The organism is Arsenicitalea aurantiaca (assembly GCF_003994485.1).
GTDB classification, from domain to species: domain Bacteria; phylum Pseudomonadota; class Alphaproteobacteria; order Rhizobiales; family Devosiaceae; genus Arsenicitalea; species Arsenicitalea aurantiaca.
In genome coordinates, this window is record NZ_RZNJ01000001.1 from 576,697 (window position 1) to 597,552 (window position 20,856).

Genomic DNA, 20,856 nt, shown 5'->3' on the forward strand with positions numbered 1-20,856 from the left:
GCGCCTCCCGCAGAAATTCCGGATTTACTCGTCTTCGTAGGGGTCGTAGCCGTCGCGGTGGGCCGAGCCCGAATTCCGCGTCAGCAGCAGATAGGCTGCGATCGCGCCTCCGAGCGGAATGCCGAGCTTGCGCACCATCGGGTTGCGCAGCAGCATCGGCCCCGCCGTGAGCGCGGCTGTGGTGACGAGCGCGGTCGTATCCGCAGACCGCCTGCGCCGGATCTCCCGCCGCTTGCGATTATGGGCGGCGGTCTTGACCGTGCCGTAGATCAGAAGCGCGATGAGAAGCGCGGTTCCGGCTGCCGCGAGCGGGCCCCAGATGGGCCCCAGCCACGCCGTCATCGCGTTGTTGGCGGCAATGATCAGGAAGGTGAGGGCGATCAACGAAAAGATCGCCACCGCCCCGAGGGCGACGGCGTTCTTCTTGATGCGCTCCACCAGGCTCTCGACCTCGACGCCGAGCAGCGAGGCCAGCGGCAGCAGCATCTTCATGCCGGCTACCGCGAGATGAGGGCGAGCAGGTACCCGATGCCGAGGGCGCTGACGACGGCGGTGATCGGCTTGCGGCGGATCGTATCCTTGATCTGGCGCTCGACTTCGCCGAATTCGTCGCCCACTTCCTCGATCACATGCTGGCCCTGGCGGACGAGCGAGCGATATTCCTGCTTGGCGGTACCGCGTGCCTCGCTGACCTTCTCATTGGTCAGCTTGCCCAGCGTCTGCGTGATGGCCTTCAGATCATCCTGCAGCGCCTTGACCTGCGCTTCGAGATCCTCGGTGGTTTCCGAGCCGCGGCCGCGGCGTGCATTGGGGGCTGTGTCGGTCGATGCCATAGAGACGCTCCTTTGGATTTGTCGGGACAACGCAGGCGAGGTCCGACGGGTTCCCTTCCAATAACATGGGATTGTACGGATTTTCGGCGCGAGCCTGCTCAACGCATGGGCCAAAAAGGATCACTCCGGTCCGCGGGGGAAGCGGACCGGAGTGACGGGGTGGGCCGAAAGGGGGGCGACCTTGCGGCCCGGGGAAGCTCGCTTCGTCAGATTCGTCCCATCAGGACGAGTATGATGACGATGACGAGCACGACGCCCAGAATACCGGAGGGGAAGGGACCCCATGCCCGGGAATAACCCCAGGAGGGCAGAGCGCCGATGAGCAAAAGGATGAGAAGGATGATCAGAATAGTGCCGAGAGTCATCTATGAACTCCTGCGATGACGCTGTTGAAGAAATGCCGCCTCAGAAGACGACGAAAAGCAGAAGCGCTGCGACTGCGACGATCGCCAGGGCAGGAAGACCTGCCTTCAGCACGTAGTCGTAACGGGTGCGCCCGTCATACCCTTCCGGCGACCACGCCATCGCAGTGCGGCTGGCGTTTTCCAGAGCGGTCATTTCCATATGGGTCATCGCAACTATCCTTTGAAAACTATTGCCCGGCCGGGGGAAGAACCGGGAGGTTTGTTTGGATGCGTCGCGCTTGATGGGCGCTTGGCCAAATAACGGCGCGCCCGGGACTTTGGTTCCGGGCGTTCGGGCGTCGACTAAAAATTCGGCTATTCGACCCGGATCACGTCCACGGACTGCTTGGCCTTGTGCGCGCCGCTGGTCTTGAGCACGCCCACGATGGGGGAGATGTCGCCATAGTCGCGGCCATAGCCGATGACGATGTGGTCGCTCCCGGCCGGCATGGCGTTGGTGGGGTCGAACTCGCGCCACCCCATGTGCTGCCCGCACCAGACCCTGACCCAGGCATGCATGGCGTCCGCGCCTTCGAGCCGCGGCTTGCCCTCGGGCGCAATGGTGCGCAGGAACCCGCTCACATAGCCCGCCGGAATGCCGAGCCCGCGCAGCCCGGCGATCATCACATGGGCGAAATCCTGGCAGACCCCGCGCCGCAGGGCAAAGGCCTCGGCCGGCCGCGTGTCGACCTTGGTCGCCTTGGGGTCGTAGGTGAAGTCGCGGTGGATCGAAAGGCAGAGCGCGAGCGCGCCCGCAGCCACCGAGCCCGCGCGCTCGAGCGTGCTGCGCGCATAGGCTGTGATGGCGGGGTCGAGCGCGACCCTCGGCGAGGGCCCGAGGAAATGGTGGGGCGAGGCCGCGTCGAGCGACCAGAGGGCGGCGATCTCACCCTCGAGCGCGGCAGGATCGGGCGACAGGTCGGCCGCCGCCTCGGGCTCCTCCACCTGCACGCGCGCGGTCAGCCGCACGTCCAGATGGTCGTGATAGTCCCCATAGGCGATCGAGGTCACCTGGTTGCCGAAGAAGTCGACGAAGCTCGTCTCGCGCTCGGGGCGCGGATCGAAGGAGAGCGCCGAGGCGATCACGCGTTGCGTGCCGGGCAGCGACAGCGGAGCAACCCGCACATGGTGCCGGTCATTGTGGACCATGGCTTCGTATTCATAGTGCAGTTCGAGCCGGACGTCGTAAAGCATGGCCATCAGACGAAATAGGCCGAAGCCACGAGCCCGGCCAGCCGGCCGATCTCGTCCTGCAGCGCGATGAGGCGGTCGGGGGTTATGTCGTCCGGGTCGGCGATGGTCAGCTCGGTCTGCAGTTGCAGCACCGCCCGCGCCGCCGTCGAAAGCTGCCCGTCGAGCACGCCCCCGGGCAGTTTCTCGATCTGCTCGCGCAGATCGTTGATCTGGAACAGCACCGAGCGCGGGTTCAGCGGATCGAGCACCAGCAGGTCGATATAGCTCAGCCGTCCCGCGCTCACCGCATAGCGGCGGCGATGGGTCATCACGCTGTCGGCGATCTCGAGCAGCATGTCGAGCGCGCCGTCGGGCGCGTCGGGCCCGGTGAGCCGCGCGGTGATCCCGCACAGCTGCATGCCGCGCTCGAGCCGCCGCCCGATTTCGAGGAAGCGCCAGCCGGCAAAGCGGTACATGTTCTCGTGCACGAGCCCGGAAAACCCGCCGAGCTTGCGCAGGAGCACCGTCAGCGAGCGGGTGGCGTCGTCGCCCGCCGTTACCTTGTTGGAGAACCGCCGCGCGGTCTTCGAAAGATCGGCGAGCGCCAGCCAGCCATCGGGGGAGAAGCGGTCGCGCACCTGGCCGGCGCTGCGCACCGCACTGTCGATCGCACCCAGCAGGCCCGCGGGCAGCGCCTCGGTGGCATCGACCCCGAGATCCTCGAGATAGTCGCGGGTGTCGGCCAGAAGCGGCAGGTCGGGGCGGGAGGCTTCGGCGAGCCGCGCATTATAGGCCCGCAAAATCCGGATCGTCGCCTCGCAGCGTTCGGCATACCGCCCGAGCCAGAGCAGATTGTCCGCCGCCCGGCTCGGCAGGCTGCCGCCGCGATTGCGCATCAGCGCCTCGCCGGCCTGGGGCAGCAGCGTCACCTTCTCGACCGGCTCGGCGCTCAGCACCCACACATCGGCAGCCTGGCCGCCGCGCTGCATGGCGATCGCGGTGGTGTCGAGCGAAGAGCCCACCCGCGCAAAGCCGCCGGGCATGATCGTCCAGCCCTCGCGCGTGCGCGCCGCATAGACGCGCAGGCTCACCGGGCGCGGCTCGAGCCGGTTGTTGACGTGCACCGGCGCCGTCGACAGCCGCACCGGTTCCTGCCCGACGAAATCGGCGCCGTTCTCGCGCAGTCGCGCAACCAGCCGATCGCGGTCGGCAGCCGCCAGCGTCGCCCCCAGCAGCGTCGTCTGGTCGTCGTCCACGGCGAGCGTCGTGGCGAAGGCCGAGCCCACCATCATCGCCTCGATGTTCTCGATCACATGCCGGCGCTCGGCGGCCTGCCCGCACCACCATGTGGCGATGCTCGGCAGCTTGAGCGGCGCGCCCGTCACCGCCTTGCTCAGCGCCGGCAAAAAGGCCGAGAGCGCGCGCGTCTCGAGGATGCCAGAGCCCAGCGCGTTCACCATCGAGATCGTGCCGCGCCGCAGCGCCTCGGTCATGCCGGGCGTGCCGATGCGGCTGTCATAGCGGAGTTCCAGCGGGTCGACGAAGGCGGCGTCCATGCGCCGCCAGAGCACGTCCACCGGCTTCAGCCCCTCGACCGTGCGCACCATCACGCGCTCGTTCTGCACCACGAGGTCCTCGCCCTCGAGCAGCATGAACCCCAGATAGCGCGCGATATAGGCGTGCTCGAAATAGGTCTCGTTGTGCTGGCCGGGGGTCAATATCCCCACCCGGCCATAGCTCCGTCCGCCATCGGCAAAGAGCGCATCGCGGAAATCACGGAAGAAGCCGGCAAGCCTGTGCACATGCATGCGCCCGTAGATTTCCGAGAGCGCGCGCGTTGTCGCCACCCGGTTCTCGAGGGCGAAGCCGGCGCCCGAAGGCGCCTGCGTGCGGTCCCCGAGCACCCACCATTTGCCGTCCGGCCCGCGCCCGAGCTCGAAGGCGCAGAAATGGAGGAAGTGCCCGCTCGCCGGCTTGATGCCGACCATGGGCCGCAGGAACTCGCCATTGCGCGCGATGAGCTCAGGGGGCAACAGCCCGCGCTCGACCAGGGTATTGGCGCCATAGATGTCCGCAACGATGGCTTCGAGCAGGTCCGCGCGCTGGGTCAGCCCCTCGCTGATCTGCTGCCACTCGTTTTCGGCGATGATGAGCGGCACATGCGCCAGCGGCCAGGCGCGCTCCTTGCCCTCGGCCCCGTCATATTTGCGGTAGAAGACGCCTGCATCACGCAGATACTGGTCGGCGCGTTCGAAGCGGGCGGAAAGCTCCTTGGGCCCGAGCTCGTCAAAGCCCGCCAGCAATTGGGACCAGTGCGGGCGGACGTGGCCGGCAGTATCGAGCATCTCGTCCGGAATGCCCGGAACGCGCTTGTAGCCGCCGATAATGCTCGGGCGCCGTGCCCTCGTGGCCGGCGCCCGCTGATTCCGCTTTTCCATGGCGCTATCAGATGCCCGCCGGCCGCCTCAGGTCAAGCGTCAAGGGGAAGTCCGCAGAGGGCTTTTCGCGCGCCGGCTCGAAGTCGCCCGGCGTGTGCCCCGAACCGATGAAACGGGCGAGCCGGCGGGCCTCCGCCTCGTTGCCGTTGACGGGGAAGCTGTGATAGTTCCGCCCGCCCGGATGGGCCACGTGATAGGTGCACCCCCCGATCGCCCGGCCCGTCCAGTTGTCGTAGATGTCAAAGACGAGCGGCGCGTTGACGGGCAGGCGCGGATGCATGCCCGAGGCCGGCTGCCAGGCCTTGTACCGCACCCCCGCCACCGCCTTGCCGGCCGTCTCGGTGCGCCGCAGGGGCACGAAGCGGCGGTTGCAGCAGACCGAGTAGCGGTCGGGGTCGGCGCCTTCGAGGCTCACCTGCACCCGCTCGACCGAAGAATCGACGAACCGCACCGTGCCCCCGATCGCGCCCTGCTCGCCCATCACGTGCCAGGGCTCGAGTGCCTGGCGGATTTCGAGCCGCATCCCGGCATATTCGACCTCCCCACAGAAGGGGAAGCGGAACTCGAGCTGCGCCTCGAACCATTCGGGCTCGAGCGGGAAGCCGTGCGCCCCCAGATCTGCGAGCACCTCCATGAAGTCCGCCCAGACATAGTGGGGCAGCATGAACCGGTCGTGCAGGCTCGTCCCCCAGCGGGTAAAGCCGCCGCTGAGCGGTGCGTCCCAGAGCCGTGCGATCAGCGCCCGAACCAGCAATTGCTGGGCGAGGTTCATGCGCGGGTCGGGCGGCATCTCGAAGCCGCGGAACTCGACGAGCCCGAGCCTTCCGGTCGGTCCGTCGGGAGAAAAGAGCTTGTCGATGCAGATTTCCGAGCGGTGCGTGTTGCCCGTCACATCGACCAGGAGATTGCGGAACAGCCGGTCGACGAGCCAGGGGGCAGGGGCCTCGCCCGCGCCGGGCAGCGGCACCTGTGAAAGGGCGATCTCGAGCTCGTAGAGGCTGTCGTGCCGGGCCTCGTCGATGCGCGGCGCCTGGCTCGTGGGGCCGATGAAGCGCCCCGAGAAGAGGTAGGAGAGCGAAGGCCGCCGCTGCCATTGCAGCACGAGGCTCTTCAGAAGGTCCGGGCGCCTGAGGAACGGGCTGTCCTCCGGGGTGGCGCCGCCCACCACCACATGGTTGCCGCCGCCGGTGCCGGTATGGCGCCCGTCGATCATGAACTTGTCGGCCCCGAGCCGGCTCTGGCGCGCCTCCTCGTAGATCGCCTCGGTCGTCGCGACGCATTCGGGCCAGCTGCGCGCGGGATGGATGTTGACCTCGATCACCCCGGGGTCGGGGGCGACGCGGATGACGTTGAGGCGCGGATCGTGCGGGGGCGCATAGCCCTCGATATGGACCGGCAGCCCGACCTTGCGCGCAGCGGCCTCGGCGGCTGCAACGAGTTCGAGATAGTCCTCGAGCGCCGCCACGGGCGGGAAGAACACGCAGAGCCGGCCGTCGCGCACCTCGGCGCTGATGGCCGTGCGCACCTCGCCCTCGATCTCGCTGATCTCCTGCTCGGTGCGATCCTGCACCTCGCCAGAAGGGGTGAAGCCCACCGACGCCTGTACATGCGAGGGATCGTTGTCGCGACGATGGGGCAGGGTACCCGGCTCGGGCAGGTCGCCGCGCGGCGCAAAGGGGTCCGCCGGCACCACATGGGGGTATTCTGTCGGCTTGATGTGCTTGAGCGAACTCAGCGGCAGCCGATAGCCGACCGGGGAGTCGCCGGGGGCGAGGAAGAGCTTGCCGCGGCGGGTCTTCCACTTCTCGGTCTGCCAGCGTCCGCCCTTGGCGCTCGCGTTCCAGCGCTGCACCGGCAGCACATAGCCCGAGGGGTTGTTGAGCCCGCGGTCGAACACCCGCGCCATGCGCGCCCGCGCTTCGGGATCGGCGAGTTCGGGATTGGCCGGATCGACGTTCTCGGGCAGCCGGGCTTCCTTGACCAGCCAGTCGCCCGTGTCCTCATAGGCGGCGTCCACCGTCTCGGTGGTGAGCCCCAGATTGAGCGCGATCTCGGACACCAGCGCCTTGGCGTCCTCGGTTCCGGCGCCCGTCTCCTCGCCTTCGGCTGCAATCAATTCGGGGTCCTGCCACAGCGGCTTGCCGTCCACCCGCCAGTAAAGCGAGAACGTCCAGCGCGGCAGCGTCTCGCCGGGATACCATTTGCCCTGGCCGTAATGCAGCAGGCCCCCCGGCGCGAACCGGTCGCGCAGCCGCTTGATCAGCACGTCCGCACGTTCGCGCTTGGTGGGGCCCACCGCATCGGTGTTCCATTCTCCGCTCTCGAAATCATCGATCGAGACGAAGGTCGGCTCGCCGCCCATGGTGAGCCGCACGTCGTTCTTTCCGAGCGCATCGTCCACTTGCCGTCCGAGCGCGTCGAGCCGGTCCCAGCTCGCCTCGGAGAAAGGCTTGGTGATCCGGGGATGCTCGGCGATCCGCGTCACCTTCATGTCGAAGGCGAAATCGACCTCCGCGTAGCTCGCAAACCCGGAAATCGGCGCGGCGTTGCGATAATGGGGCGTTGCGGCCAGCGGCACGTGGCTCTCGCCGGTCAGCAGGCCCGAGGTCGGGTCGAGCCCGATCCAGCCGGCGCCGGGCAGGTAGACTTCGCACCAGGCGTGCAGGTCGGTGAAATCGACGCTCGTGCCCGCGGGGCCGTCGAGCGCCACCAGATCGGGTTTGAGCTGGATGAGGTAGCCCGAGACGAACCGGGCGGCAAAGCCAAGGTGCCGCAGGGTCTGCACCAGAAGCCAGCTCGAATCCCGGCACGACCCGGTTGCGCGTTCCAGCGTTTCCTCGGGCGTCTGCACGCCCGCTTCCATGCGGATCACATAGCCGGTCTGCTGCTGGATGCGCGTGTTGAGCCCGGTGACGAACGTCACCGTGTTGACGCTCTCGCGCGGGATCGAGGCGAGGAATGCGCTCAGATGCGGCCCGGCCGGCTCGGGCGTCATGTAGATCGAGAGGTCTTCGCGCAGATCCTCGGGATAGGCGAAGGGCCAGGTCTCCGCCTCCTCCTCTACGAAGAAATCGAACGGGTTGTAGACGCTCATGTCGGCGACGAGGTCGACTTCGATCTTGAGCTCCATCACCGGCTCGGGAAAGACGAAGCGCGCCAGGTGATTGCCGTAGGGGTCCTGCTGGAAATTGACGAAGTGCTTGTCGGGGGAGACCCGCAGGGAATGGCTCAGCACCTTGGTCTTGGAGTGCGGCGCGGGCTGCAGGCGGATGATCTGCGGTTGCAGTATCACCGGGCGATCGTAGCGATAATGGGTCAGGTGGTAGACGGCGGCTTTGATCGACATGAGGTGGGCGTCGCTCGCTTTGTTGGGGCCGGGTCTTGAAAGGCCAATGTGCCATGCGACCTTAGCGGCTCGCTCGGGCGAGGGCTAGGCTCGCGCCCCTGCGGGCGCGACAGGTAAGCCATGTCCCTCGCGCTACAGGTCCCCGGCCCCGTAGGCGAGGAGCGTTGCCCGCGTGCCGCGGGTCGAAAGGGACCCGAGTGCCTTTGCGAAAGCGTCCGCGAAGGCCGGCACGCCGCCGAGCTCGCCGAAAATGGCGGTCTGCCCGATGAAGGCGCCGGGCTCGGTTTCGGCCTTTCGCGCCGCGACCCTCAGGGTTTCCCCTGCCAGATCATCGAGCGGCAGCGCCGCTCCGCCGTCGCTCGTGCCCGCGCAGTAGCGGCACCAGGCCGCCGAGACCAGCGCCAGCCCCGTCACCCCCGCGCCTGCGGCCAGCCGGTCGCGCGTGCTCGGCAGGATGAATTTTGGCTGCCGGTTCGAACCGTCCTGGCAGAGCCGGGCGACAGTATCGGCCACCTTGGGATTGGCGAAGCGCTCGGCGACGCTTTCGTAATAGTCGTCGAGATTGACCCCCGGCACCTCGGGCACCATTGGGATGATCTCCTCGCGCTCGAGCCTTTCGAGAAACGCAGTGATCGCCGGCTCCGCCATCGCCTCGTGCACATGCACGATGTCCATCAGCGCCGCCGGATAAGCGATCGCGGCGTGCCCGCCATTGAGGATGCGGATCTTCATCAGTTCGTAGGGGGCGACATCGGGCACGAAGGTGACGCCCACCGTCTCGAGCCGCGGCCGCCCGGCGGGGAACCGATCCTCCAGCACCCATTGCCTGAAGGTCTCGCAGAAGACCGGCCAGCCATCCGTGACCCCGAATTCGGCTTCGAGCACCGCGCGCTCCCGGTCGGTCGTCACCGGGGTGATGCGGTCGACCATGGAATTGGGAAACGCCACCTCCGCCGCGATCCAGTCCGCAAGCGCCGGGTCCGAGAGGCGTGCGAGGCCGACGACCGCATTCCGCGCCACCGCGCCATTATGGGGGATGTTGTCGCAGCTCATCACGGTGAAGGGCGGCACGCCCTTGTCCCGCCGTGCGCGGAGCCCGCCGACGATGAGCCCGAAGACCGTCCCCGGCGCCGCCGGCCTTTCGGCGTCCGCGCGGATTTCGGGGTGGTCGGGGTCGAACCGTCCCGTCGCCGGATCGATGAAATATCCGCCCTCGGTGATCGTCATGGAGACGATCCGGATTGCGGGGTCCGCGAGCGCCGCGGTCACCGCCTCGGGGTCGCCGACCGGCAGATGCCCGATCATCGCACCGGTGATCCGGGCCGAGCGCCCGCCCGCATCCTGCGAGACGACGGTCGTCAGCCAGTCCTGCGCGCCCAGCGTCTCGGCCATTTTCCGGTCCGCCGCCCTGACGCCGGCCCCGAGGATCGCCCAGTCCTGATCGCGCCCGCTGGCGAAAAGATCATCGAGATAGACCGCCTGATGCGCCCGATGGAAATTGCCGATCCCGAAATGGACGATCCCGGCGCTGAGCCCCGCGCGCTCATAGCCCGGCACGCCGACGCGCTCGGAAAGCCGGCCGAGATTGGCCTCACAAACCCCGATCCCCATCATCTCCTCCAGAATTTAGGGTGCGCGCAGAATCGCTTGGCGCGATCTCCTGCAGTTGCGAATCCGCTTAAACTCAGCGCTCGACCGGCGCATCCTCGCGCGCGCCCCATTCGGCCCAGGAGCCGTCATAGAGCGTCACGTCGCGCGCGCCCGCCGTTTCGAGCGCGAGCGCGAGCGTTGCCGCCGTCACCCCCGATCCGCAGGTGGTGACGATGGGCTTGTCGAGATCGATCCGGGCCTCGGCAAAGAAGGCCTTGAGCTCCTCGGGGCTCCTGAGCCTTCCCTCGACGCTCAGCACCGAAGCGGGAATGTTGAGGCTGCCCGGAATATGCCCCGCCCGTAGCCCCGGACGCGGCTCGGGCACTTCGCCCCGAAAGCGCGGGCCCGGCCGGGCATCGATGATCGTTATGTCCCCGCTTCCGGCGAGCGCCCGCATCGCCTCGAAATCGCGGACGCGCGAAGGATCGAAATCGGGCTCGAACTGCGCCGGGGCGGGATTGCGAATGCCCGTCTCCAGCGGCCGGCCCTCGGCCCGCCAGGCCGGTCCCCCGCCATCGAGAAGCCGCACGTCCTTTGCCCCCATCACCTTGAACGTCCAGTAGACGCGCGGCGCCGAAAAGAGCCCCGCCTCGTCATAGACGATGATCGTCTGCGCGCTGCCGATCCCGAGCGCGCCCACCGCCTCGGCAAACGCCTCGGGCTGCGCCAGCATGTGGGGCAGCCCCGTCGAGAGGTCCGCGATCGCGTCCAGATCGAAGAATACTGCGCCGGGGATATGTCCTGCTTCATGCTCGGCCCTGGGGTCCCGGTTCTGGTCGGGCAGGTACCAGCTCGCATCGACGATGGCGATGTCGGGCGCGCCGAGCCGTTGTGCGAGCCAGTCTGTGGAAACGAATGGGTCCATGGACGCTTCTCCTCTGGCGCCAGCAAACCATTTGCGCGCCCCGAAGGAAAGTCCGGGCGCCCGCTTTCTGCCAAATCGTCACCCCCGATCCTCACTCCTGCCACAGTGCGGGGCGAGCCCCTTGGGGGCTGCGAACGCCTCTTGCGTTCCGCCTCGGGCCGGTGCAGTGAATCGGTCCAGCAACCACCAGCGGCCGGCAGGAAACCGGGCCGCCAATCCAATGCGGGGAGCCTTCATCGTGACCATCAGGACGCTCGTCTGGGGCGAGAACGTGCATGAACAGACCAGCAAGGTCGTCGCCGATCTCTATCCGGAGGGCATGCACACCCAGATCGCCAGGCTCATTTCGGCCGACCAAAACGTTTCGGTTACGACCACGACCCTCCAGGCGCCCGAGCACGGGCTGACCGAGGCCGTGCTCGCTGAGACCGACGTCCTCGTCTGGTGGGGCCACAAGGCTCATGCCGAGGTGGACGACCGCGTCGTCGAGCGCGTCATGCAGCATGTCTGGCAGGGCATGGGGCTGATCGTGCTCCATTCGGGCCATTACGCCAAGATCTTCAAACGCCTCATGGGCACGCCCTGCGGGCTCACCTGGCGCGAGGCGGGCGAGCGCGAGCGGCTCTGGGTGGTCAATCCGCGCCATCCGATCGCGGCGGGCCTGCCGCAATATTTCGAGCTCGAGAACGAGGAGATGTATGGCGAGCCCTTCGCCGTGCCCGAGCCGCTCGAAACGGTGTTCATCTCCTGGTTCCAGGGCGGGGAAGTGTTCCGCTCGGGCGTCACCTATCGGCGTGGCGCGGGCAACATCTTCTATTTCCGCCCCGGCCACGAGACCTATCCGACCTATCATGACGAGACGGTGGGCAAGGTGCTGCGCAATGCGGTGAACTGGGCGCACAACCCCCAGGGGCGCAATCTCGCCGCCGACGACGCGCCCAACCGCCCGGTGGGCGAGGCGATCGAGCCGATCGAGGAACGCGGCCCGAAGCTCCATCAGGACGGCGAGGCGGGCTACCGCTAAGGGGCCCGGCCGCCACCGCCTTTGCCGGCCCGCCGCCAGTGGCGGGCCGGTCCAGCGTCAAAGGAAAGCGAAGATGCGACTGCTCATTCTGGGCACGGGTGGCATGGCCAACCAGCATGCCCGCCATTTCGGCGCCATCCCCGGCGTCACCCTCGCCGGCGCGGTCGATGTCGATCCGCTGAAGCTCGAGGATTTCTGCAAGACCCATGGCGTGGAGCGCGCCTTCGGCTCGCTCGAGGCGGCGCTGCAATGGGGCGAGTTCGACGCCATCGCCAACGTCACTCCCGATGCCATCCACCATCCGACCACCATGGCCGGGCTCGCGGCGGGCAAGCACGTCTTCTGCGAAAAGCCGCTCGCGACCGATTATGCCCGCGCCCTCGAAATGACCGAGGCCGCCGAGGCCGCCGGGCTCGTGGGCATGGTCAATCTCACCTATCGCAACGTCGCTGAACTCCAGAAGGCCCGCGAGATCGTCACGAGCGGGGAGATCGGGGCGGTCAAGCACGTCGAGGCCTCGTATCTCCAGAGCTGGCTCGTCTCGCGCGCCTGGGGCGACTGGCGCACCGAAAGCAAATGGCTCTGGCGCCTCTCCAAGAAGCACGGCTCGAACGGCACGCTGGGCGATATCGGCATCCACATCGTCGATTTCGCCGTCTACGGCTCCAACAGCGACATCGAGCGGCTCTTCTGCCGGCTCAAGACCTTCGACAAGGCCGAGGGCAACAGGATCGGCGAATACGATCTCGACGCCAATGACAGCTTCACCATGTCGGTCGATTTCGACAATGGCGCGTTGGGCGTCATCCACGCCAGCCGCTGGGCGACCGGCCATTTCAACGAATTGCGCCTGCGCGTCTACGGCGCCAAGGGTGGGGTCGAGGTCCAGCACCGCCATGACGGCTCCCGCCTCCGGGTGTGCCTGGGCGATGACGCCGAAACCGGGGACTGGAAGGAGATGTCCGTCGATCCGGTGCCGACCAATTACCAGCGCTTCGTGGAGGCGGTGCGCTCGGGACAGACGCTCGAGCCCTCGTTCCGGCACGCCACCAATCTGCAGCGCGTGCTCGACCTTGCCACGATCACCGATCTCGAGCGGCACGAGCACGCCGTCTGAGCTGTCGATATCCTTCACCGGACCGATTGCGAAGCGGGCGGTGCTGGGCCACATAATCGCCCCGAAGGGGGAGGCCGGTGCCGCCCCATCGCACCCAGACCAGTCAGGAGCGACGCATGGGTATCATCGGGTCCATCATCATCGGCTTTTTCGCCGGGCTCATCGCCAAGTTTCTCACCCCGGGGGACAACAAGCCTTCGGGCTTCATCCTCACCACCGTGCTCGGCATCATCGGGGCGGTGCTCGCGACCGTGCTGGGCCAGGCCATCGGCTGGTATGGTCCCAATGACGGGGCGGGCTTCATCGGCGCCATTGTCGGGGCCATCATCATCCTGCTGATCTGGCGGCAGCTGGCCGGCAGGCGCTGATCGATCAGGCAGCGCGGCATGAAAAAAGGCCGCCCCTCGGGGCGCCCTTTCGCGTTTGATGCGTGTCCGGCCTCAGGGCGCCGGTGCCGCCTCGGGGGCAGGGGTCATCATGTTGGCCGGGGCCAGTTCGTTGGCCGGCGCTTCTGCCGGTGCCTCTTCGGCCTCGGCCCCGGGCTCTTCAGCCGGTGCGTCCGCCGCAGGGGCTTCGGCAGCAGGGGCTTCGGCAGCCGGTGCGGCTTCTGCCGGTGCCTCGGGCTCGGCGGCAGAATCGGGCTCGGCCGCCGGGGTCAGCACGGTGATGCGCCCATCGGTGTAGGGGGTGTAGGTGCCGCCCTGCGCCGCGATGTACTCGGCCAGAACCTGCTCGAGCGGCGGGCCGAAATCATAGGGATCGATGGCGTCGGTCGCGAAGATCTCGTAGCCGTCGCCGCCATTGCGCATGTAGTTGTTGGTCACGAGGCCATAGGTCGCCTCGGGATCGAGCGGGGTCCAGGTCCCGTCCATGTCCACCTCGACGGCGCTGACCCGCGAGCCGGCCGGCTGGCTGGCATCGAAGCTGTAGCGCAGCCCGGCAACCTGCGGGAAGCGGCCCGCGCCGTTCTCGATGTCCGAGACGCCGTTCTCGAGCGCTTCGAGCACGCCTGCGCCCGAAAGCTGGAAGGTCGCCAGCGTGTTGGAGAAGGGGAACACGGTCAGCGCGTCGCCCATGGTGATCTCGCCCTGGGCGATCGAGGCACGGATGCCGCCGCCGTTCTGGAAGGCGATCTGGATGCCCTGGTCGGCCACGCGGTCGAGCAGTGCGTCCGCGGCGAGATTGCCCAGTTCGCACTCGACGGCGCGGCAGGTTTCGCGGCTGCCGTCGATGTCGGCGGCTGCGGTGCCGATCACTTCGGCCATGATCTCCTCGAGCGGGCCCGAAAGCTCCTCGATCCGCGCGACGATGGTCTCGTCGGGGGTGAAGGAGGCATCGAGCAGGATCGGCTCGCCGACTGCCGAGGTCACATTGCCCTCGTCATCCCAGATGATCTCGATCTCGCCGAGATATTTCGTATAGGCATAGGCCTGCACGATCGGGACCTCGACCCCGTCGGGGTTGGCGACCATGGTCGGATAGGCGCCCTGCGCGTTCTCGGCGGTGTTCGAGAGCAGCGTATGGGAATGCCCGCCCACGATCACGTCGATGCCGGGGACAGCGGCGGCGATCTCCTGGTCGCGGGTGAAGCCGACATGGGTCAGCGCGATGATCTTGTTGATGCCGTTGGCCTCGAGGGCCTCGACGGCGCCCTGCAGGTATTCGATGGCATCGAGGAAGATGACGTTCTCGCCGGGCGAGGCGGTTTCGTCGGTGTCTTCAGCCAGCACCGAAACCACGGCCACCTGCTCGCCGCCGATCTCGAAGATCGCGACGCCGGCCAGCTTGTCGGCCAGGGACGGCTCGGCGCTGACATCGGCATTGCCCAGCAGCACCGGGAATTCGGCGCGGTCGATGAAACCGCTCAGCACTTCCGGGCCATCGTCGAATTCGTGGTTGCCCACCGCCATGGCGTCGAACCCGATCAGGTTCATGAACTCGGAGACCTCTTCACCCTTGTAGGTGGTGTAAAAGAGCGAGCCCTGGAACTGGTCGCCGGCATCCAGCGTCAGCACGTTCTTTTCTTCGCCTGCAAGCGCGTCGCGCCGCTGGTCGATGGCGGTCTTGAGCCGCGCAATGCCGCCAAAGCACTCGCCGGCCGCTTCGGCCTCGTCCGAGCAGATCGAATCGGATCCGGTGATCGACTGGATGCGCGAATGGGCATCGTTGATGTGCAGGATCGTCAGCGCAAAGTCGGCATAGGCCGGCGCGGCGAACCCGGCGCCCAAGGCCAGCGTGCTGACGCCCAGTAGCAGTTTCTTCATGTCCCTGTCCTTTTTCTGGAATCGGAGGTTCCGGCTCCTTTTTGCACCACTCTGCTACGGCTGTGTGACCGTCCCCGCGCGATGCGGTGCAAAGATAAACACGGAAACCCGAGGCGCGCAAAGGGGCAGGGCAGGGGATGTGCCCGGTAAGTGTGCATCAACCATGATTGCATCTGCGGCCGATTTCCCACAGCCGCCTGAACAAATCCGAAAGTCCTGCGGTTTACACTTGAGTTCGTGCGGACCGGGGCGATAGCTCACGCCGCCAGTCCCGAGGCAGATATGCGCGCCCAGACCGAAACCCGATCGAGCCCGATCCGCCTCCTGCTCGCCCGCGAGCAGGTGCTGCGCGAACTTGCGAGCTTCATCGGCATCGGCGGTGCGGCGGCGCTCGGCTTCGTGCTGCTGTCCGCCCAGGCGCTTTCCTGGCCCACCGGCCTGCCGCCCGCCATCGTCAGCGCGCTCTGCTACGGGGTCTTCATCGTCCCGGTCTACATGATGCACCGGCGCTTCTCCTTCCGGTCCGATGCCGCCCATGCCCGCGCCCTGCCGCGCTATCTTGCCGTGCAGGGCACCGGGCTCGTCCTGGCGGCGGGCTTTTCCAGCCTCGCCCATGGCACGCTGGCGCTCGGGCCCACACCCGGTGCGCTGCTGGTCATCGCGTTGACGTCGGGGGTCAATTTTGTGATCCTGAGGCTCTGGGCGTTCGCAGGAGCCCGCTGATGAGCGCGGAGGCAGGATCGCTCGTGCGCATCGATCCCAAGGCGGTCCTCAACCTCTTGCACGACCGGGCCGTGTTCGGCCGCCGCGTCCGCGTCCTTGCCGAACGCCTCGCCGAAGCGCTTCCCACCCGCGGCACCGTGCTCGATCTGGGCTGCGGGGACGGGTCGGTCGCCGCCGCCCTGATGGCGCTCCGCCGCGATCTGCGCATCGAGGGCGTCGATGTCCTCCTGCGCCCGCGCACGCACATTCCGGTCACCCTCTATGACGGCCGCCATCTGCCGCTCGCCGACGCCAGCGTCGATTACGTCACCATCATCGATGTGCTCCACCACACCGAGGATCCGGTCGCGGTCCTGCGCGAGGCGGCCCGCGTCGCCCGGCGCGGCGTCGTGATCAAGGATCACCTCCTCGAAGGTCCCGCCGCCCGCCGCATCCTGAGGTTCATGGACTGGGTGGGCAATCGCGGCCATGGGGTGGTGCTCCCCTATTCCTACCTTACCGAGCGGCAGTGGCAGTGGGTCTATGCCGAAGCGGAGCTCGTCGAGGCCTTCCACACCCACCGGCTGGGGCTCTATCCCTTTCCCTTCTCGCTCGTTTTCGAGCGCCGCCTGCACTTCATCGCCCGGCTCGTCCACGCCCGCTGAGCGGACCGCCCGGGCGGGGCTGGCAAGCGGAGCCCTATCGGGTAAGCTCGCGCGCCGACGAGTCGAGGGAGCAAGGGCATGCAGAGGGCACTCATCGTTCATGGGGGCTGGGAAGGTCACGACCCGGCCGAATGCGCCGCCATCTACCGGCGCTGGCTGCACGAGGCCGGCTTCACCGTCCGCGTCGAAACCGGCACCGAAGTCTTCGCCGATCCGGCCATCCACGAGCTCTCGCTCATTGTGCCGATCATCTCGCACGCCACCATCGGCAAGGAGGAGGCGCTCAATCTCTGCCGCGCCGTCGAGGGGGGCGTGGGCCTAGCGGGCCATCATGGCGGCATGACGGACGCCTTCCGCGATTGCATCGAATACCAGTTCATGACCGGCGGCCAGTTCGTCGCCCATCCGGGCAACATCATCGACTACACCGTCGATATCCTCGCCACCGACGATCCGATCATGGCGGGGCTCAAGTCCTTCGCCTATCGCTCCGAGCAATATTACATGCATGTCGACCCCTCCAACGAGGTGCTGGCGACCACGACCTTCTCGGGCGACCATGGCGCGCCCTGGATCGAGGGCGTCGTCATGCCCGTGGTCTGGAAGCGCCGCCACGGGCTCGGCCGGGTCTTTCACTCCACGCTCGGCCATTCGGTCAAGGAGTTCGAAATCCCCGAAATGGCGACCATCATGCAGCGGGGCCTGCTCTGGGCGGCCCGCGAAGACGTCTGATCCCGGTGCCGGCGTCAGCCCCTGTCGAACTCGTGACTTGAAACTGCACGCAAAAACGTGCCGTTTCTCTTGTGAGGACGCGCCCGCGAGGGCGCCGGGCGGGAGGCAAGGGACATGACGACGACCGATGCGGGCGCTGGCGAAGCCATACCCGAAACCACGCCCGCCCCGGCCGGCAAGGGGCCGCTCGTCTATCGCCAGTCGATCTTCACCCGTCTCACCCATTGGGTCTGGGCGATCAGCCTCTTCTTCCTGCTGCTCACGGGCCTGCAGATCTTCAACGCCCATCCCGCCCTCTATATCGGGCAGGAATCGGGGTTCGAATACGACAATTCCATCCTCAGGATCATGCCCGAGCTGGTCGATGGCCAGCCCCGCGGCATCACGACGATCTTCGGGCACCGGTTCGACACCAGCGGGTTCCTTGGCATGAGCGGCACCGAGGCGCAGCCGCAATACCGCGCCTTCCCCGCCTGGATGACCATCCCCTCCTATCAGGATCTTGCGACCGGGCGGATCGTCCACTTCTTCTTTGGCTGGGTGCTCGTCGCCACCCTCGCCATCTGGCTCGTCTCGAGCCTCCTCAACCGCCATTTCGTGCGCGACATCCTCCCGCGCGGGCAGGATCTGCGCGGGCTGCCCGCCGATATCGGCAAGCATGCGCGCTTCAGCTTCCGGCATGGGCGCAGCTACAGCCCGCTCCAGAAGCTGAGCTATTTCATCGTCCTCGTCATACTCTTCCCGCTCATCATCCTTACCGGCCTCACCATGAGCCCCGGCATCAACGCTTCGGCGCCCTGGATGCTCGACCTCTTCGGGGGCAGGCAGACCGCCCGCACGCTCCACTTCATCGCCATGGTCGGGCTCGTCCTCTTCTTTGTCGTCCACATCCTCATGGTGCTGCTGGCCGGCCCCATCAACGAACTGCGCTCCATGGTCACCGGCTGGTACCGCACCAGCCCGGGCACGCCGCGCGAAAAGGGAGACCGCTGATGTCCGGCCTCAAGCTCGACCGCCGCCGCTTTCTCGGCCTCACCGGGGCCGGTGCCTCCTCGCTCGCGCTTGCCGGCTGCGACGTCTTCGATCCCCTGCTGCGCCCCGGCGCTGAAGTCCGCTCGGTGCTCGAAAAGGCCAATGATCTGACCTACCGCGTGCAGCGCGCCCTCATCGGGGACGAGACGCTGGCGCGCGAATTCTCCGAAAGCGAAATCCGGCAGGGCCAGCGGCCGAACGGCTCCACCGATCCGACCTCGATGGAATACATGTTCCTCAGCCGCAGCGATTTCGTGCTCTACAAGCTCCGGGTCACCGGCCTCGTCGAGCAGCCGCTCGAGCTCTCGCTCGAGGAGCTGCGCAACATGCCCGCGCGCACCCAGATCACCCGGCACGACTGCGTCGAGGGCTGGAGCTGCATCGCCAAATGGACCGGCGTGCCGCTCGCCTTCCTCCTCGATCAGGCCCGCGTGCGCCCCGAGGCGCGCTATGCGGTTTTCCGCTGCTATGACGAGATGCCGGGCGGGCTCGCCGGGCCGCAGCCCTATTATGGCAGCATCGACCTCATCGATGCCCGCCACCCCCAGACCATCCTCGCCTACGGGCTCAACGACCAGACCCTGCCCATTGCCAATGGCGCGCCGCTGCGGCTGCGCGTCGAGCGCCAGCTCGGCTACAAGATGAACAAATACGTCCACACCATCGAGCTCGTGGAGAGCTTCGCCGATATCGGGCGCGGCAAGGGCGGTTATTGGGAAGATCACGGCTATGACTGGTATGCGGGGATCTGAACCGGCCCCGTCCCTTTGCCCGTCGGCACGCCCCGCGCATGGCCCCCATGCATCAAAGCGCTTGCCTTCGGGCGCCAACTCCCCCATATGAAGCCCACGCCACGGGCAATGCCGCGCACGAAACGCGATCGGCGCCTTGAAGATGTGGCGGACTTCTCTTCTTATCGACCAATGCGGTGAGCGGCGAAGTGGCCCGGATGCTTATCCCCGGGCAGAACGCAACCGCGCGATAATCCCTATCGCCGATGCATTTTTGTGATCGCGCCACCTCATCGGGTCGGGCGCCTCGCGCGCTGCTTTGGTTGGCGCGCCCAAACAAGAGACGATTTAGTTTTGACAAACCTGTTTTCCGAACTCGGCCTTCCCGAAACCCTCGTGAAGGGTCTGGAACGTGCCGGCTTCACCACGCCTACCCCCATCCAGCAAAAGGCCATCAAGCCCCAGCTCGAGGGTCGCGACATCCTGGGCATCGCCCAGACCGGCTCGGGCAAGACGGCAGCGTTCTCGCTGCCGATCGTTGCCGGGCTCGCCGCGCTTGGCAATGAGCGGCCCGCGCCGCGCACCGCCCGCGCGCTGATCCTTGCGCCCACCCGCGAACTCGCCGTCCAGATCGAGGAGGCCATCCGGTCCTTCTCGGCGGGCATGCGCGTCTCCACCGTGCTCGTGCTCGGCGGCGTCTCGCGCTACCACCAGGTCCAGAAGATCGCCAAGGGCGTCGATGTCTGCATCGCCACCCCGGGCCGCCTCAAGGATCTGATGGATGACGGCAAGATCCGGCTCGACCAGACCCGCTGGCTCGTCCTCGACGAGGCCGACCGGATGCTCGACATGGGCTTCATCAAGCCTGTGACCGAGATCGCGGCCGCCATTGGCAAGCGTCGCCAGACCGCGCTCTTTTCGGCCACCATGGCCCCCGAGGTCGCCAAGCTCGCAGCCGGGCTCCTCGACAATCCGGTGCGCGTCGAAGCGGCGCCCCCGGCCACGACCGTGGTCGCGATCGAGCAGAGCGTCATCTTCACCCAGATGGCGGCCAAGCGCGCCAAGCTCAACGAGCTCTTGCGTGACGAGGCGCTGGCGAAGGTGATCGTGTTCGCCCGCACCAAGCATGGCGCGGACCGGGTCGCCAAGAATCTCGATCTCGACGGTCATGCCGTCGCGGCCATCCACGGCAACAAGTCGCAGAATGCCCGTCAGGCGGCCCTCAAGGGCTTTGCTTCGGGCAAGGTCCGCGTCCTCGTGGCCACCGATATCGCCGCGCGCGGCATCGACGTTCCGGGCATTACCCACGTCATCAATTTCGAGCTGCCCGATGATGCCGAGAACTACGTCCACCGCATCGGCCGCACCGGCCGGAACGGCGCGACGGGCATCGCCATCACGCTTTGCGATGGCGCCGAGCGCGGCAAGCTCCGTGACGTCGAGCGGCTGATCCGCCGTACTCTGCCGACCATCGGCGAGGCCGGCCCCGAGCCGCGCCAGGCGTCGACCCCGGCACCGCGCCGCAACGAGAACAAGCATTTCTCGGGCAAGCGCAAGGCCGCGATGGGTGAGGGCCGTCCGGCCCGTGGCGGTTCGTCCGCTCCGGCCGCCCGCTCTGCCGCTCCGGGCGACGCCCCAGCCGCATGGTGGGAAAAGCCGGCGGGCAATGCCGCTGCCGGCAAGCCCAAGCAGCGCTGGAACAAATCTCAGAAGGACGCCGGCCGGGCCCGTCGCGCCAAGGCCGACGCCCGTCCCCCCCGCGAAGCCCGCGCCAGCTAAGCTTCGCCCTCCCAAAATACGAAAGGCGGCCCCCAGGGGCCGCCTTTTTTGTTGCGTCGGCGCCTCGCGGAGATGCTGCAAACGACCTCACCCCTGAGGCA

General features: G+C 67.2%; 19 protein-coding genes. 9 read left to right on the forward strand and 10 right to left on the reverse strand.

Features of this window, described 5'->3' with window-relative positions:
• Positions 1-24 precede the first annotated feature (24 nt).
• The 9 genes from EMQ25_RS02785 to sseA form a co-directional block, all read right to left on the reverse strand.
• Positions 25-492, reverse strand: a complete 468-nt coding sequence (locus EMQ25_RS02785; RefSeq protein WP_127187019.1) for a hypothetical protein — start codon at positions 490-492, stop codon at positions 25-27.
• Between the two features lie 5 nt (positions 493-497).
• Positions 498-833 carry an ElaB/YgaM/YqjD family protein gene (locus tag EMQ25_RS02790; protein ID WP_127187020.1) on the reverse strand — a complete coding sequence of 112 codons (336 nt, stop codon included), beginning with the start codon at positions 831-833 and terminating at the stop codon, positions 498-500.
• A 206-nt stretch (positions 834-1,039) separates the two neighbouring features.
• On the reverse strand, positions 1,040-1,198 hold the full coding sequence (locus EMQ25_RS02795; RefSeq protein ID WP_127187021.1) for a DUF3309 family protein: 159 nt from the start codon (positions 1,196-1,198) through the stop codon (positions 1,040-1,042).
• Between the two features lie 40 nt (positions 1,199-1,238).
• Positions 1,239-1,406, reverse strand: coding sequence for a hypothetical protein (locus tag EMQ25_RS17955; RefSeq protein WP_158625933.1), 168 nt, complete (start codon positions 1,404-1,406; stop codon positions 1,239-1,241).
• 146 nt (positions 1,407-1,552) lie between these two features.
• On the reverse strand, positions 1,553-2,431 hold the full coding sequence (locus tag EMQ25_RS02800) for a transglutaminase family protein (protein ID WP_127187324.1): 879 nt from the start codon (positions 2,429-2,431) through the stop codon (positions 1,553-1,555).
• Between the two features lie 5 nt (positions 2,432-2,436).
• On the reverse strand, positions 2,437-4,848 hold the full coding sequence (locus EMQ25_RS02805) for a circularly permuted type 2 ATP-grasp protein (protein WP_127187022.1): 2,412 nt from the start codon (positions 4,846-4,848) through the stop codon (positions 2,437-2,439).
• A 7-nt stretch (positions 4,849-4,855) separates the two neighbouring features.
• A complete protein-coding gene (locus EMQ25_RS02810) occupies positions 4,856-8,194 on the reverse strand; it encodes a transglutaminase family protein (protein ID WP_127187023.1) in 3,339 nt (1,112 codons plus the stop codon).
• A 132-nt stretch (positions 8,195-8,326) separates the two neighbouring features.
• Complete coding sequence (locus EMQ25_RS02815; RefSeq protein WP_127187024.1) at positions 8,327-9,805, reverse strand: mannitol dehydrogenase family protein; 1,479 nt, start codon at positions 9,803-9,805, stop codon at positions 8,327-8,329.
• Between the two features lie 73 nt (positions 9,806-9,878).
• The gene (gene sseA / locus EMQ25_RS02820; RefSeq protein WP_127187025.1) at positions 9,879-10,709 is read right to left on the reverse strand and encodes a 3-mercaptopyruvate sulfurtransferase; all 831 of its coding nucleotides are present in this window, start codon (positions 10,707-10,709) and stop codon (positions 9,879-9,881) included.
• A 238-nt stretch (positions 10,710-10,947) separates the two neighbouring features.
• On the opposite strand from sseA, the gene EMQ25_RS02825 reads away from it, so the two are divergent.
• The 3 genes from EMQ25_RS02825 (at position 10,948) to EMQ25_RS02835 (ending at position 13,218) form a co-directional block, all read left to right on the forward strand.
• On the forward strand, positions 10,948-11,733 hold the full coding sequence (locus EMQ25_RS02825) for a ThuA domain-containing protein (protein WP_127187026.1): 786 nt from the start codon (positions 10,948-10,950) through the stop codon (positions 11,731-11,733).
• Between the two features lie 73 nt (positions 11,734-11,806).
• Positions 11,807-12,850 (forward strand): Gfo/Idh/MocA family protein, encoded by a 1,044-nt coding sequence (locus EMQ25_RS02830; protein WP_127187027.1) that lies wholly within the window; start codon positions 11,807-11,809, stop codon positions 12,848-12,850.
• Positions 12,851-12,966: 116 nt separating this feature from the next.
• Entirely contained in the window at positions 12,967-13,218 is a 252-nt protein-coding gene (locus EMQ25_RS02835; protein ID WP_127187028.1) for a GlsB/YeaQ/YmgE family stress response membrane protein, read from the forward strand.
• Between the two features lie 72 nt (positions 13,219-13,290).
• Here EMQ25_RS02835 and EMQ25_RS02840 read toward each other — a convergent pair whose 3' ends face one another.
• Positions 13,291-15,114, reverse strand: coding sequence for a bifunctional metallophosphatase/5'-nucleotidase (locus tag EMQ25_RS02840; RefSeq protein WP_127187029.1), 1,824 nt, complete (start codon positions 15,112-15,114; stop codon positions 13,291-13,293).
• A gap of 282 nt (positions 15,115-15,396) precedes the next feature.
• Here EMQ25_RS02840 and EMQ25_RS02845 point away from each other — a divergent pair, with 282 nt between their 5' ends.
• The 6 genes from EMQ25_RS02845 (at position 15,397) to EMQ25_RS02870 (ending at position 20,755) form a co-directional block, all read left to right on the forward strand.
• Positions 15,397-15,837, forward strand: a complete 441-nt coding sequence (locus EMQ25_RS02845; protein WP_127187030.1) for a GtrA family protein — start codon at positions 15,397-15,399, stop codon at positions 15,835-15,837.
• The gene (locus tag EMQ25_RS02850; protein WP_127187031.1) at positions 15,837-16,481 is read left to right on the forward strand and encodes a class I SAM-dependent methyltransferase; all 645 of its coding nucleotides are present in this window, start codon (positions 15,837-15,839) and stop codon (positions 16,479-16,481) included. The genes EMQ25_RS02845 and EMQ25_RS02850 overlap by 1 nt, the downstream gene beginning before the upstream one ends.
• 78 nt (positions 16,482-16,559) lie before the next feature.
• Complete coding sequence (locus tag EMQ25_RS02855; protein ID WP_127187032.1) at positions 16,560-17,213, forward strand: ThuA domain-containing protein; 654 nt, start codon at positions 16,560-16,562, stop codon at positions 17,211-17,213.
• A gap of 114 nt (positions 17,214-17,327) precedes the next feature.
• A complete protein-coding gene (locus EMQ25_RS02860; RefSeq protein ID WP_127187033.1) occupies positions 17,328-18,206 on the forward strand; it encodes a cytochrome b/b6 domain-containing protein in 879 nt (292 codons plus the stop codon).
• A complete protein-coding gene (locus EMQ25_RS02865; RefSeq protein WP_127187034.1) occupies positions 18,206-18,997 on the forward strand; it encodes a molybdopterin-binding protein in 792 nt (263 codons plus the stop codon). The genes EMQ25_RS02860 and EMQ25_RS02865 overlap by 1 nt, the downstream gene beginning before the upstream one ends.
• A 333-nt stretch (positions 18,998-19,330) precedes the next feature.
• Entirely contained in the window at positions 19,331-20,755 is a 1,425-nt protein-coding gene (locus EMQ25_RS02870) for a DEAD/DEAH box helicase (RefSeq protein ID WP_127187035.1), read from the forward strand.
• Positions 20,756-20,856 lie beyond the last annotated feature (101 nt).